The 12,677-nt window shown below is 60.4% G+C and carries 14 protein-coding genes and 2 tRNA genes; 10 read left to right on the forward strand and 6 right to left on the reverse strand.

Annotated elements, in window-relative coordinates:
• Positions 1–26 precede the first annotated feature (26 nt).
• The 4 genes from K8B33_RS00750 (at position 27) to K8B33_RS00765 (ending at position 2,786) form a co-directional block, all read left to right on the forward strand.
• Positions 27–269 (forward strand): HvfA family oxazolone/thioamide-modified RiPP metallophore, encoded by a 243-nt coding sequence (locus K8B33_RS00750; protein ID WP_223422192.1) that lies wholly within the window; start codon positions 27–29, stop codon positions 267–269.
• Entirely contained in the window at positions 256–1,134 is an 879-nt protein-coding gene (locus K8B33_RS00755; RefSeq protein WP_223422195.1) for an HvfB family MNIO-type RiPP peptide maturase, read from the forward strand. Before K8B33_RS00750 ends, K8B33_RS00755 begins: the two co-directional genes overlap by 14 nt.
• Positions 1,131–1,898, forward strand: a complete 768-nt coding sequence (locus K8B33_RS00760; RefSeq protein WP_223422198.1) for an HvfC family RiPP maturation protein — start codon at positions 1,131–1,133, stop codon at positions 1,896–1,898. The genes K8B33_RS00755 and K8B33_RS00760 overlap by 4 nt, the downstream gene beginning before the upstream one ends.
• Positions 1,899–2,000: 102 nt before the next feature.
• Positions 2,001–2,786: an MlaA family lipoprotein gene (locus K8B33_RS00765; RefSeq protein WP_223422201.1), complete on the forward strand. Its 786-nt coding sequence runs from the start codon at positions 2,001–2,003 to the stop codon at positions 2,784–2,786.
• A gap of 10 nt (positions 2,787–2,796) precedes the next feature.
• Here the strand turns inward: K8B33_RS00765 and K8B33_RS00770 are convergent, their stop codons facing one another.
• From K8B33_RS00770 to K8B33_RS00785, 4 genes are all read right to left on the reverse strand, one after another.
• Positions 2,797–3,234: a tellurite resistance TerB family protein gene (locus K8B33_RS00770; protein WP_223422203.1), complete on the reverse strand. Its 438-nt coding sequence runs from the start codon at positions 3,232–3,234 to the stop codon at positions 2,797–2,799.
• A complete protein-coding gene (locus tag K8B33_RS00775) occupies positions 3,231–4,190 on the reverse strand; it encodes a transaldolase (protein WP_223422205.1) in 960 nt (319 codons plus the stop codon). Before K8B33_RS00775 ends, K8B33_RS00770 begins: the two co-directional genes overlap by 4 nt.
• 84 nt (positions 4,191–4,274) lie before the next feature.
• Positions 4,275–5,297, reverse strand: coding sequence for a tRNA dihydrouridine(20/20a) synthase DusA (gene dusA, locus K8B33_RS00780; RefSeq protein ID WP_223422207.1), 1,023 nt, complete (start codon positions 5,295–5,297; stop codon positions 4,275–4,277).
• A 97-nt stretch (positions 5,298–5,394) separates the two neighbouring features.
• Positions 5,395–5,925: a DUF4399 domain-containing protein gene (locus K8B33_RS00785; RefSeq protein ID WP_223422210.1), complete on the reverse strand. Its 531-nt coding sequence runs from the start codon at positions 5,923–5,925 to the stop codon at positions 5,395–5,397.
• A 163-nt stretch (positions 5,926–6,088) separates the two neighbouring features.
• Here K8B33_RS00785 and gltX point away from each other — a divergent pair, with 163 nt between their 5' ends.
• The 4 genes from gltX to K8B33_RS00805 all read left to right on the forward strand — a co-directional run bounded on the left by gltX (position 6,089) and on the right by K8B33_RS00805 (position 9,068).
• Complete coding sequence (gene gltX, locus K8B33_RS00790; RefSeq protein ID WP_223422212.1) at positions 6,089–7,600, forward strand: glutamate--tRNA ligase; 1,512 nt, start codon at positions 6,089–6,091, stop codon at positions 7,598–7,600.
• 124 nt (positions 7,601–7,724) lie between these two features.
• Positions 7,725–7,800, forward strand: a tRNA-Ala gene (locus K8B33_RS00795).
• A gap of 33 nt (positions 7,801–7,833) precedes the next feature.
• A tRNA-Glu gene (locus K8B33_RS00800) sits at positions 7,834–7,909 on the forward strand.
• Between the two features lie 130 nt (positions 7,910–8,039).
• Positions 8,040–9,068, forward strand: a complete 1,029-nt coding sequence (locus K8B33_RS00805; protein ID WP_223422214.1) for a phosphotransferase family protein — start codon at positions 8,040–8,042, stop codon at positions 9,066–9,068.
• Positions 9,069–9,086: 18 nt separating this feature from the next.
• Here K8B33_RS00805 and K8B33_RS00810 read toward each other — a convergent pair whose 3' ends face one another.
• Together K8B33_RS00810 and gltA are read right to left on the reverse strand one after the other, a co-directional pair.
• On the reverse strand, positions 9,087–9,971 hold the full coding sequence (locus tag K8B33_RS00810) for an NAD(P)-dependent oxidoreductase (RefSeq protein ID WP_223422216.1): 885 nt from the start codon (positions 9,969–9,971) through the stop codon (positions 9,087–9,089).
• 150 nt (positions 9,972–10,121) lie between these two features.
• Positions 10,122–11,408 (reverse strand): citrate synthase, encoded by a 1,287-nt coding sequence (gene gltA, locus K8B33_RS00815; RefSeq protein WP_223422219.1) that lies wholly within the window; start codon positions 11,406–11,408, stop codon positions 10,122–10,124.
• A 529-nt stretch (positions 11,409–11,937) separates the two neighbouring features.
• Between gltA and sdhC the strand changes: the two genes are divergently transcribed.
• Both sdhC and sdhD read left to right on the forward strand, forming a co-directional pair.
• Positions 11,938–12,312, forward strand: a complete 375-nt coding sequence (gene sdhC, locus K8B33_RS00820) for a succinate dehydrogenase, cytochrome b556 subunit (protein WP_223424461.1) — start codon at positions 11,938–11,940, stop codon at positions 12,310–12,312.
• Complete coding sequence (sdhD, locus tag K8B33_RS00825; RefSeq protein ID WP_223422221.1) at positions 12,306–12,677, forward strand: succinate dehydrogenase, hydrophobic membrane anchor protein; 372 nt, start codon at positions 12,306–12,308, stop codon at positions 12,675–12,677. Before sdhC ends, sdhD begins: the two co-directional genes overlap by 7 nt.

Genomic DNA, 12,677 nt, shown 5'->3' on the forward strand with positions numbered 1-12,677 from the left:
CCCACTGACAAAAGAAGGAGTTCCCCATGTCTCAATCAACCAGACGTCATACCCTGGCAGCAGCGCTGGGTGCCGCCATGCTGGCGGGCGCTTCAGCGGCACCGGTCCAGGCTGCGGAAAACCCGTTTGCCGCCAAGGACCTGAGCGCCGGCTATCAACTGGCCGAGCATCATGACAAGGATGCAGAAGGAAAATGCGGCGAGGGAAAGTGTGGTGAAGGCAAGTGCGGCGAAGGTAAGTGCGGTGAGGGCAAGTGTGGTTCAGCCTGAGCCCTGGCGTATTGATCCTGCTATACACGGCGCGGGCCTTGGCCTGCGCCGTGGCCTTATGGCGCCTTTGTCAGAGCACGCGGATGCGGTAGCGTCAGCGGTGAATTTTATGGAAGTCGCACCCGAGAACTGGGTGGGGCTCGGCGGGCGCTGGAAGCGGCGTTTCGCTGAATTTTCAGATCAGTATCCCCTGGTCAGTCATGGTTTGTCGTTGTCCCTGGGAGGGCCGGAACCTCTGGACATGGGTTTTCTCCACGATGTCAGGCATTTTCTGCGTGACAACGATGTGCGTTGTTATACAGAACACCTGAGTTACTGCAGCGATCACGGCCATCTGTATGACCTGATGCCGATTCCGTTTACCGAGGAGGCGGTACATCATGCCGCCGCACGGATTCGGCAAGTGCAGGATTTCCTCGGTCAACGTATCGGTATTGAGCATGTCAGCTATTACGCGGCACCGGGGCAGCAGATGAGTGAGCTGGATTTCGTGTGCGCGGTACTGGAGGAAGCCGACTGCGGTTTGCTGCTTGATGTCAACAACGCCTACGTGAACAGTATCAATCATGGTTACGATGCCGCGCAGTACATCAGCGGTCTGCCGGGTGAGCGGATCATGTATGTGCATGTTGCAGGGCACTTTGACGAAGCGGCAGATCTCAAGGTCGATACCCATGGCAGTGCGGTGACAGACCCGGTGTGGGCGCTGTTGTCACATGCCTATGCTGAGTTCGGAGTGCTCCCCACACTGCTGGAGCGTGATTTCAATTTTCCGTCGGTGCCGGAGTTGCTTTCCGAGGTGCGCCAGATCCGCGCTTTGCAATCTGCAGGGGAAAGCGCTGCCGGTGGGGCTGCGGTACGATGACCGAACAGGATTTTCAACGCGTACAGCGCATGTTTGCCGGACACCTGCGGGATCCGGAGCACAACCTGCCTCCCGAGGGGCTCGAAGACCGTCGTCTGCGCATATACCGCGACCTGTTTTTCAATAATCTGGACAATTTTCTGCGCACCGGTTTTCCTGTATTGCACAGCCTGTTACCGGAGCTGCGCTGGCAGCAGCTGGTGCGGGATTTCATGCGCAACCATACTTGCCACTCCCCGTACTTTCGCGATATTCCCGAGGCGTTTCTTGCTTTTCTGGATGCCGGCGAGACGTTGACCGCCGACGATCCGCCGTTTGTGCAGCAGCTTGCGCACTATGAGTGGATGGAACTGGTACTCGATACCCGGGATGTGACGCCGCAGGAGTGCGATCCGTCCGGAGATCTGCTGGCAGGCGCCCCCGTGCTGTCGCCGTTGGTGGAGGTTCTCAGCTACGACTGGCCGGTTCATCAGATAGGTGCCGAGTATCAGCCCGACGCGCCATTGCCGGCGCCGGTGTGGTTGTTGATCTATCGGGATGCCACAGACAGTGTCCGGTTCATGGAAATAAACAGCGTGACCGCACAGCTGCTGGCGCTCATCACGCAATGGCCCGGTCGTGCCGGGGAGGCATTGCTGCGGCAGTTGGCCACGGACCTGGCCCACCCTGATCCGGAGGCGGTGTTGCGCTTTGGCGCAGACCTGCTCGCCGGGCTGCGCGAGCGGGGTGTTCTGGCGGGTGTTGCGCCCGCGGAAGTGCCGTGACATGCCGCGTTCAGCGGGGCGAGCAGACGGTTTCTGGCGTGGCTGGCTGATCACGTCAGGCCTGCTATACTCCGGCAGTTGCGGAGCTGCCCGGGAGGCAGGGTGAGACAAGTAAAAGCAGTACTGATATATGCGCTGGGCCTGGTGAGCTTGCTGCCGATGGCGGCGGCGGCAGACTATGCTGACGCGCTCCGTGCTGCTGAGACCGGGGAGCGCTATCAAGGTACCGCGAGTCACCCCAATGATCCCTGGGAAGCCATGAACCGGCGCATCTTTTCGTTCAATGAAACGGTCGATCAATACACCGCCAAACCCGCTGCGAAGGCATACCGGCGAGTTGTGCCCGGTTTTGTCCGGCGGCCCATAGGCAATTTCTTCGAGAACGTGCGTGACCTGCGCAGTGGCGTGAACAACCTGCTGCAATGGCGCTGGCGTGATGCGGGCAACAATCTGGGCCGTTTTGGTCTTAATACCACGCTTGGCGTCGCCGGCTTTTTTGATGTGGCCACCAGTGTCGAGCTGAGCAAACGCGACAGTGATTTCGGTATTACTCTGGCGCGCTGGGGCGTGCCGGAGGGGCCTTACCTGATGTTACCGGGTCTGGGGCCTTCAACGGTGCGTGACACCCCGGCCATGTACCCGGACTATTATCTGGGGCCGGCTCGGCAGATAGACCACACGTTGACGAGCTGGACCTATACGGGGATCTATTTGCTGGATGTGCGCGCCAGGGTGCTGGACTTTGAGGATGCCATCAGTGGCGATCGCTATGCTTTCCTGCGCGATTTCTATCTGCAGAGCCGCCGCTCTGCGGCGGGTCAGCGATCCGTTGACGACGATTTCGAATTCGGTTCGGATATAGACGACTGGGATGATGACGACTGGTAAGCGCGACGGATCAATGCCCGCGAATCAGATGCCGTGCCCGAATAAAATCACTGTGCGCCACGTACAGAAGATCCGCTACCTTGCGGATCACATACTCTTCATGAGGGTGTGTTTCCCCGTCGGCATGGGCGACCGCCCACATATCAACGATCAATTCAAGGCGCTGTTCTGCGGACCAGTGAGCGCGCAGTGAGCGCGTAAACTGAAAATAGTCCGTGGCACCTTCGGCGGCCGTTTCTGCTTGCTGGAATTTTTCCTTTACCTGGGCTCTGGGCAACTGCCAGCGCTGCTCAAGGCGGTCAAGCAGGGTGTCGAGCTCGTCCCGGTCGATCTGCCCATCCGCCCGTGCCACTTCATACAGCAGCGCGGCGGCGGCCAGATGCAGGTCGTGCTTGTCGGCGTCTGGTGCAGCGGCCTCGCCAAGCAATTGTCGCAGCATCGCTATCATGCCAGCAGTGCCTCCAGTGCCTCCTGGTCCCTAGCGAAGCGCCGGATGCCATCACTGAGCAGATCGCAGGCCATGGGGTTGTCGTTCATGGCCCAGCGGAACACAGCCTCGTTGAGCTGTGCCGGCCGCTGCTCTGTCGAAGTCGGGTCTTCTGCGGGAACAACCGTATCGGCATTCAGTTGCTGCGTCAGTGAGCCGGTGTCGTTTTCCAGTGTTTCAAGCAGGGCCGGGCTGATAGTCAGGCGATCACAGCCCGCCAGCGCCTCGATCTGGCCGGCATTGCGGAAGCTGGCACCCATGACGATGGTGTCCAGCCCCTGGCTTTTGAGTGTGTGGAAGATCGCCTTGACCGATATCACGCCAGGATCAGTGTCGGCGCTCTCGACAACGGTGCCGTGTTTGACATACCAGTCGTAGATGCGGCCAACGAACGGAGAGATCAGCGTGGCGCCATGCTGGGCGGCTGCGAGTGCCTGTTCAAGGCAAAACACCAGCGTGAGGTTGCAGCGGATGCCTTCCTGCTCAAGGATCGCTGCCGCCTGTATGCCTTCCCAGGTGGCCGCTATCTTGATCAGGATGCGGCCCGTATCGACGCCCAGTTCGCGGTACAGCGCGATCAGGCTGCGAGCGCGCTCGACGGTGGCCATGGTATCGAAAGACAGTCGCGCATCGACTTCCGTGGACACCAGGCCGGGCACCGTATCAAGGATGGTGCGGCCGGTCAGGGTGGCGAAGGCATCACAGCGCAGGACAATGCTGTCCTCGCGGCCCAGCTGCCGAGCCAGCAGGCCCGCATCCTCAAGCAGGCTCTGATAGCGCGGTTCCCGGGCGATTGCCAGCAGCAGGGACGGGTTGGTCGTGGCGTCTTCGGGCTGCAGGGCGCGGATCGTATCCATGTCCCCGGTGTCGGCGACCAGAGTACTCCACCTGGCCAGTTGTGCGCGTTTGCTAGTCATGAGTTCAGTGCCTGCTTCCTGTAAGCCTGTGTCGAATGAGCGGCGATTCGGGACATTATGCCCCGGACAGGTGACAAGCGTGCGTTAACGCGGCACAAGCCGCAAGGCCTCAAGCAATACTTCCGGTGTGGCATCGGCGAGATGCGCCCGGGTGCTCAGATGGCGACGAAAGGCACGCGCGCCCGGGATGCCCTGGAACAGGTTGAGGACATGGCGCAACACGTGCTTCGGGTGCACGCCCTGCGCATACCGTTGCTCGACATAGGGCAGGAACGCCTCAATCACACTGTGACGGTCCGTGCAGGGGGCGGGCGTGTCGAACAGCAGCGGGTCTGCGTCGCGCAGAAACCAGGGATTCATGTAGGCCTCCCGGCCAATCATGACGCCATCCACCTGATCCAGATGCTCACGCACTGCGTCCAGTGAGCGTATGCCACCGTTGATGATGATCTCGCAGTCCGGGAAATCCTGCTTGATTGCGTAGGCGCGCTCGTAGACCAGGGGCGGGATGTCCCGGTTCTCTTTCGGGCTGAGCCCGGCGAGGATGGCCTTGCGGGCATGAATGGTAAAGCTGCGGCAGCCCGCCTGACGCACCGTGTCGACAAAGGTATGCAGGAACGCATAGTCATCCTGATCGTCAATGCCGATGCGGCTCTTGACGGTCACCGGCAGTGAGACAGCGGCGGCCATTGCCGCCACACACTCGGCCACCAGGCCCGGATCAGCCATCAGACAGGCGCCGAAACGGCCCGATTGCACCCGGTCGGAAGGGCAGCCCACATTGAGGTTGACCTCGTCGTAGCCGTAATCGGCACAGATGCGCGCCGCCTCGGCCAGTTGGGCCGGGTCGCTGCCGCCGAGTTGCACGGCCACCGGGTGCTCCAGGGCATCAAAGCCGAGCAGGGTGTCGCGATGCCCGTGAATGATCGCGGGCGCGGTGACCATCTCGGTGTAGAGCAGCGTGTGCCGGGTGATCAATCGGCACAGATAACGGAAGTCGCGACTGGTCCAGTCCATCATCGGCGCGACGGACAGACGGCGACGCAATGTCGGGGGAGGCGATGCCGGGGAGGCAGGCGCAGCGTGGTCAGGGGGCAGGGAGGGCATCAGCGTGTGGTCTGGTCGTGTGGTCTGGTTTAGTCGGCAAGCCATTATGGCACAGCGCGCAGCATGCCCGTGAGGGCATGCTGACGCAGACTGTGGGCTATTCTTCGACGGTAATCGTGATGGTGTCGGACAGCACCGGTGGATCATGCGGGATATGCATGTGATCACCCAGCAGCAGTTGCAGGGTGTGAGTGCCTGGCGGCAGTTCGAGCTCGGTCTCGGTCTGGCCGCCGCCGAAGTGCACGATCTGATCTGTTGCCGGCAGCGGGAAGTCCATGGCTGGCAGCTCATCCAGGTTGATCAGCAGGTGGTGATGACCCGCATTTTCCTGCTCTTCACCCGCGGGCACTACCTCCATGCCCTCCAGGCCAAAGCTGATGGTCACGGGGCTGCTGACGGTGTCGCCATCTGCCGGGCTGATGAAGAAGACCCGGGCACCATCCGGTGCGGTGCTCCGTGGCAGCCCGGCAGGCTCTCCCCGGGTGTCCTCGTGCGTATGATCCGCATGGGTTTGTTCTGCATGGGCAGCTGTCTCGCCGGGCGCAGTGGAAGGCGGCTCCGGGGGATCGCGGTCGGAACAGCCGCTGACCAGCATGCCACCGGCCACAAGGCCCGCAACAAGGCTCATGTGATGTCTTTTCTGCATCAGGAATACCCCTTGTTAATGTAGATCATGGGACAGGCACTTTAGCATGGATGTGATTCCTTTTGCGTGGGGGCGATACCGGCGCCCAAGGCGGGTATAATCCGCGCCAGCCAGAAATGCCCGGCCCTGAATGACTGGAGTTTTCATGACCGTTCGTACCCGCGTTGCACCGTCGCCCACCGGCGATCCCCATGTTGGCACCGCCTATATCGCGCTGTTCAATCTCTGCTTTGCGCGCCAGCATGGCGGTGAGTTCATTCTGCGTATCGAGGATACCGATCAGGCGCGTTCCACGGCGGCATCAGAGCAGGCCATTTTCGATGCGCTGCGCTGGCTGGGGCTGGGGTGGGATGAGGGGCCTGACGTCGGTGGCCCTCACGGCCCTTACCGGCAAAGCGAACGTAGCGAGATTTACCGTGAGCATGCACAGCGTCTGCTGGATAGCGGTCATGCGTTTCGTTGCTATCGCACGCCGGAAGAGCTGGAGCAGCTGCGCGAGGCGCTCAAAAGCAGTGGCGAGCAGCGGGCATTGAAAGCCAGTGATCTGGAACTGACGGCGGACGAGGTGGCGCGTCGGGAAGCGGCAGGCGCCCCCAGCGTGGTCAGAATGCGCGTGCCGGAAACCGGCCGCTGCCCGGTTGAGGACATGTTGCGCGGCACCGTAGAGCTGGACTGGTCACTGGTGGATGCGCAGATCCTGATGAAGTCTGACGGGATGCCTACCTATCATCTGGCCAATGTCGTGGATGATCACCTGATGGGCATCACCCATGTGATTCGGGGGGAGGAGTGGCTCAACTCGGCTCCCAAACACAAACTGCTGTACGAGTATTTCGGTTGGGATATGCCGGTGCTGTGCCATATGCCGTTGTTGCGCAACCCGGACAAGTCAAAGCTTTCCAAGCGCAAGAATCCGACCAGCATCAGTTACTATCGCCAGAAAGGCTATTTGCCCGAAGCGCTGGTCAATTACCTCGGCCGCATGGGCTGGTCCATGCCGGATGAGAAAGAAAAGTTCACCCTGCCCGAGATGCAGGCGGCCTTCGATATCAAGCGTGTTTCACTGGGTGGGCCCGTGTTCGACGTCGAAAAGCTGTCCTGGCTGAACGGGCAGTGGCTGCGGGAGCTGGATGACGATGCATTCCTGGAGCAGCTGCAACAGTGGCTGTTCAATCGCGAGCATGCTCTGGCGGTGATTCCACACATCAAGAGCCGGGTAGAGACGCTCAGCCAGGTCGTGGAGAAGGCCGGTTTCTGCTTTGGTGATGCGCCAGCCATTACCGAGAACAGCTTTGTGCACAGCCAGCATCCGCCGGAAGACATGAAAGAGTGGTTGCAGTATCTGCTCTGGTCACTGGAAGCCCTGCGTACCTGGGAGCGCGATGCGATCTTTGCGGAAGCGAAAAGCCTGGCCGACGGCCTCGGGGTCAAGGTCAAGGATTTCCTGTTCCCGGTGTTCGTCGCGATTGCCGGTACGGCAGCAAGTTTCTCGGTGGTGGATAGCATGGCCTTGATCGGTCCGGACTTGTCGCGGGCACGTTTGCGCCAGGCCATTGAGGTGCTGGGCGGCGTATCCAAGAAGCAGGGCAAGAAGCTGGAGAAACAATGGCTTGCACTGCGCTCGGAACAGGCTGATCAAGCAATAGACGATCAGTGACAGATCGCATGTCATTTGCTTGACAGCCTCCGGGCTGCTGCTACAATGCGCAGCCTCAACCGGGGCCGAGGCTGCCGGTTGTAGCAAGACCAGCGGCGAGCTTTCAGAGCTCGCGCACAAATCTGGGGCCATAGCTCAGCTGGGAGAGCGCTACAATGGCATTGTAGAGGTCGGCGGTTCGATCCCGCCTGGCTCCACCAGATTCCAGGCCAGACTCAAGTTCAGAAGGTTTTGTCCCCTTCGTCTAGAGGCCTAGGACACCGCCCTTTCACGGCGGTAACAGGGGTTCGAATCCCCTAGGGGACGCCAAAAAGAGCAAGCCCGCTTCGCGAGAAGCGGGCTTTTTCTTTTGGGCTGTCAATCCCGGTCATGGCCCACCCCTTGCGGGCTGGTATACGGTTTGTCGAAGCATTCGACGATCTGATACCCGGAGGCAAGGATGGCGCAGACAGACACGCTCCCGTTCAATCCCGCAACACTCGAGACCTGGCTGGCGCAGCATATCGAGGGCTTCCGTGGCCCGATTCGGCTGACACGCTTTCCGGGCGGGCAGTCCATTCCGTCCTGGCGTATCGACGCCGGCTCCGGTGTTTACGTTTTGCGCCGCAAGCCTGATGGTCCTGTCCTCAAGGGGGCGCACAGTGTCGAGCGTGAGGCGCGCGTGCAGCTGGCACTGGCGGGGCAGGGATTCCCGGTACCTCGGGTGTATGCGCTGTGCGAAGACGCAGCCGTGCTCGGTACGCCGTTTTATGTCATGGATCACGTGGAAGGCCGTATCTTCTGGGACCCGACGTTTCCGGAGGTGATAGCGGGGGAGCGTGCCGCGTACTTCGATGCCATGAACGCCACGCTGGCACAGTTGCATGGTATTGATCCGGCGGCCGCAGGGTTGGCGGACTATGGCCGGCCGGGGAATTTTTTCGCGCGCCAGATCGGGCTCTGGTCAAAGCAATACCTGGGTGACCCGGAAGCGGGCCAGGACCCTGATATGGATGCGCTGGTGCGTGACTTGCCGACGATGATTCCGCCGGGCGATGAGGTGGTGGTCGCCCACGGTGACTTCCGCTGTGACAACATGATTTTCCACCCCCGTGAGCCACGAGTGATTGCGGTGCTGGACTGGGAGCTGTCTACGCTCGGTCATCCACTGGCGGATTTTGCCTACCACGCGATGATGTATCACATGCCGGCACAGGGCATGAATGGCCTCGGCGGTCTGGATCTGACATCACTCAACATTCCTGATGAAGCGGCGTGTATCGAGGCCTACTGCCGTCGCACCGGCCGCAGTGGTATCGATCACTGGTCGTTCTATATCGCCTTCAACATCTTTCGTTTGGCGGCAATTCTGCATGGCATTCAGGGGCGGGTGCTGCGTGGTACGGCGGCGTCCGCCAGTGCACGGGAGCGGGCCGCCCAGTATCCGGCGCTGGCCAGGCTGGCCAATCAGATCCTGCAGCGGCAGTAAGCCTGAGTGGCTGCCGGGTCAGTGACGGACCCGGCGTGCCTGCAGTCGCTTGAGCAGACTGGACGTGTCCCAGCGGCCGCCGCCCATCTGCTGGATCTCCCGATAGAACTCGTTCACCAGTTCGGTCAGCGGCAATTCGCAGCCATTATCTGCGGCCTCGCGCAGGCAGATATCCAGGTCCTTGCGCATCCAGTTGACGGCAAAGCCATGGTCATACTCACCCTTGATCATGGTGTCGTGGCGATGCGTCATCTGCCAGGAGCCTGCTGCGCCCTGAGAGATGGCTTCGATGACCTGGTGTGGATCCAGGCCGGCGCTTTCCGCGAACGCCATACCTTCTGCCAGACCTTGCACCACACCGGCAACGCAGATCTGGTTGACCATTTTGGTGAGTTGGCCTGCGCCTGTGTCGCCCATCAGCTGCAAGGCTCTGGCGTAGCAGCGCAGCGCGGGGCTGGCCAGTTCGAAGTTTTCCCGGCTGCCGCCACACATGATTGTCAGGGTGCCATTCTCGGCGCCTTGCTGGCCACCGGACACGGGGGCATCCAGCCAGTCGTTCCGGTTTGCCCGAGCCAGCGCGGCCAGTTCGCGCGTGACGTCAGCGGAGGCCGTCGTATGGTCCACCAGCAGGGCCCCCGGGTGCATGCCGCAGAGCGCCCCGGCAGGCCCTTCTATGACACTGCGCAGGTCATCATCGTTGCCCACACAGGTGATGACCAGGTCGGCGCCGACGGCCGCTTCGGCCGGGGTGGAAACGAATATGCCGCCAAACCGGTCGACCCAGCGCTCGGCCTTTAACGTTGTCCGGTTATAGACGCAGACCGAGTGTCCGGCGCGTTGCAGATGGCCCGCCATGGGATAGCCCATGACGCCCAGGCCAATGAAGCCGATATTCATGCTCATTCGTGAGCTCCGTCAGATTGATACTGAATGCTTCAAGCTTCCGTGTTCGACGCAGGTGGCGCAAGTCCTGATGCCGCTGAGACGTCACGCCACGAATCGAAGACGAAAAAAAACCGCCCGAAGGCGGTTTCTTTTCAGCGTGCGCAATGCTTACTTGCGCTGCGCGGGTGGCACGAAAGGTCGCTCGGTTGCGCCGGTGTAGAGCTGGCGCGGACGGCCGATCTTGTACGGGTTGGAGATCATCTCGTTCCAGTGTGCGATCCAGCCTACGGTGCGGGACAGCGCGAAGATCACGGTAAACATGGAAGTCGGAATGCCAATGGCGCTCAGGATGATGCCCGAGTAGAAATCCACGTTCGGGAACAGTTTCTTTTCCTTGAAGTAAGGGTCGCTGAGGGCGATCTCTTCGAGCTTCAGGGCCAGTTCCAGTTTCGGATCGTTGACGCCCAGCTCCTTGAGGACTTCGTGGCAGGATTCGCGCATCACGCTGGCACGCGGATCGTAGTTCTTGTAAACCCGGTGACCAAAGCCCATCAGCTTGAACGGGTCCTGCTTGTCCTTGGCCTTGGCGATGTACTTCTCGATATTGGAAACGTCGCCAATCTCGTCCAGCATGTTCAGCACTGCTTCGTTGGCGCCGCCGTGAGCGGGGCCCCACAGGGCGGAGATGCCGGCCGCAATACAGGCAAACGGGTTGGCGCCCGAGGAGCCGGCCAGGCGTACGGTCGAGGTGGAGGCGTTCTGCTCGTGGTCCGCGTGCAGAATGAAGATGCGGTCCATGGCCTTGGCCAGGGTCGGGCTGATCTTCGATTCTTCGCACGGGGTGCCGAACATCATGTGCAGGAAGTTTTCCGAGTAGGTCAGGTCGTTGCGCGGATACATGAACGGCTGGCCTACCGCGTACTTGTAGCACATGGCGGCGATGGTCGGCATCTTGGCGATCAGGCGCATGGCCGTGATCTCGCGATGTTGGGGATTCTTGATGTCGGTGGAGTCGTGATAGAAGGCAGACAGCGCGCCAACGACACCACACATGACGGCCATGGGGTGCGCGTCACGACGGAAACCGCGATAGAAGAACTGCAGCTGCTCATGCACCATGGTGTGATTCTTGATGGTGCTGACAAACTGTTCTTTCTCTTCTGCCGAGGGCAATTCGCCGTGCAGCAGCAGGAAACAGACTTCCAGATAATCCGACTGGCTGGCCAGCTCCTCGATGGAGTAGCCGCGGTGCAGCAGCTTGCCGACGTCGCCATCAATATAGGTGATCTTTGACTCGCAGGATGCGGTGGACGTAAAGCCCGGGTCAAAGGTAAACAGTTGGCTGCCAGTCAACGGGCTGACGTCAACAACGTCCTGTCCCAGGGATGGGGAGTATACCGACAGAGCGATATCCTCACGGCCGTCCACCTTGAGGATGGCTTTTTTCTCGGTCATGGAAATCTCCTACGCGGGGGCAATCAGGGGTGCCCACTTTCAGGGAATCGCGGGTCAGCGACCCGGGTTCCTTACTGTACGGCGCGGTGCAGAGCGGCGCTGCACGTCAGGCGCGACGGACGTTAAGGTTTTGATCCCTCTTTGTCAACGCGCTTGAGCGCGCAGGGTGGGGGACCGGTGAGTCACAAATGCAAGAGTAAACAGGGTGTTACGCCCGGCGACCCAAAATAGAGCAGCGATATAATAAGCCTATCGTGCGCATGGGCAATTTATACTTTTGGCGATGAAGGTCTCAAGGCCTTTGAAAAACAGTGCCTTGGGGATATTGGTGCAGATATTGCGGTTTGTTTTCAGGCAGGGGCAGGGATATACTTCCGCCCCGTCGTGCACCGGCCCGCCCCGGACGGTGCACATGAGCCCTGATATTTTCCCGGCGAGTCATCATAGACCCGCTTTGGATCCCGGGGTTCCGGACGTTCCCGACAACTGCTCCGACAAAATTGGAGCCCAGCTAATAGTGATGGCTACCGTGAACGACAAGCGACCTGTAAATCTCGATCTCACCACCATCAAGTTTCCGCTCAGCGCCCTGACGTCTATCGCCCACAGGATTTCCGGTATTGCCTTGTTCGTGGCATTGCCGATTCTGCTGTGGTTGCTGGATCGCTCCCTGGCGTCGCCGGAAAGCTTTGCCGAAATGAAGACATTGCTCGCTACACCGCTGGCCAAACTGGTGGTATGGGGCATCCTTGCTGCACTGCTGTATCACCTGACGGCGGGCATCAAGCACCTGATTATGGACATGGGGATCGGCGAAACCCTGGAAGGCGGCCGTCGCGGCGCTTTCACGGTTGTTGTCGTATCTGTAGTACTGATTCTTCTGGCGGGAGTCTGGGTATGGTAACCAGCGTTACAAGCCTGGGCCGTAATGGCCTGTCCGACTGGCTGGTACAACGTGTCAGCGCGTATCTGCTGGCGATTTATGCAATCGGCCTGATGGCTTATCTGTTGTGCAATCCGGGCCTGGAGTATGCCGCCTGGCACGCACTGATGACATCAGTGCCGATGCAGATCATCAACACACTGGTCGTCTTTTCCATTGCCTCCCACGCATGGGTAGGCCTCTGGACCGTGACCACGGACTACCTCACCGGCACGCAGATGGGGAGCTCCGCTACGGGCATACGCCTGGTTGTCCAGACGCTGCTGGTATTGCTGATTCTGGTATATGTCCTCTGGGGCCTTGTGATGATCTGGGGAGGCGCGTAA

The organism is Alcanivorax limicola, from assembly GCF_019931215.1.
GTDB classification, from domain to species: Bacteria; Pseudomonadota; Gammaproteobacteria; order Pseudomonadales; family Alcanivoracaceae; genus Isoalcanivorax; species Isoalcanivorax limicola.

Coding starts and splice junctions, on each gene's coding strand:
- K8B33_RS00750 (WP_223422192.1), top strand. CDS start 27: ATGTCTCAATCAACCAGACGTCATACCCTGGCAGCAGCGCTGGGTGCC.
- K8B33_RS00760 (WP_223422198.1), top strand. CDS start 1,131: ATGACCGAACAGGATTTTCAACGCGTACAGCGCATGTTTGCCGGACAC.
- K8B33_RS00770 (WP_223422203.1), bottom strand. CDS start 3,234: ATGATAGCGATGCTGCGACAATTGCTTGGCGAGGCCGCTGCACCAGAC.
- K8B33_RS00775 (WP_223422205.1), bottom strand. CDS start 4,190: ATGACTAGCAAACGCGCACAACTGGCCAGGTGGAGTACTCTGGTCGCC.
- dusA (WP_223422207.1), bottom strand. CDS start 5,297: ATGCCCTCCCTGCCCCCTGACCACGCTGCGCCTGCCTCCCCGGCATCG.
- K8B33_RS00785 (WP_223422210.1), bottom strand. CDS start 5,925: ATGAGCCTTGTTGCGGGCCTTGTGGCCGGTGGCATGCTGGTCAGCGGC.
- gltX (WP_223422212.1), top strand. CDS start 6,089: ATGACCGTTCGTACCCGCGTTGCACCGTCGCCCACCGGCGATCCCCAT.
- K8B33_RS00805 (WP_223422214.1), top strand. CDS start 8,040: ATGGCGCAGACAGACACGCTCCCGTTCAATCCCGCAACACTCGAGACC.
- K8B33_RS00810 (WP_223422216.1), bottom strand. CDS start 9,971: ATGAGCATGAATATCGGCTTCATTGGCCTGGGCGTCATGGGCTATCCC.
- gltA (WP_223422219.1), bottom strand. CDS start 11,408: ATGACCGAGAAAAAAGCCATCCTCAAGGTGGACGGCCGTGAGGATATC.
- sdhD (WP_223422221.1), top strand. CDS start 12,306: ATGGTAACCAGCGTTACAAGCCTGGGCCGTAATGGCCTGTCCGACTGG.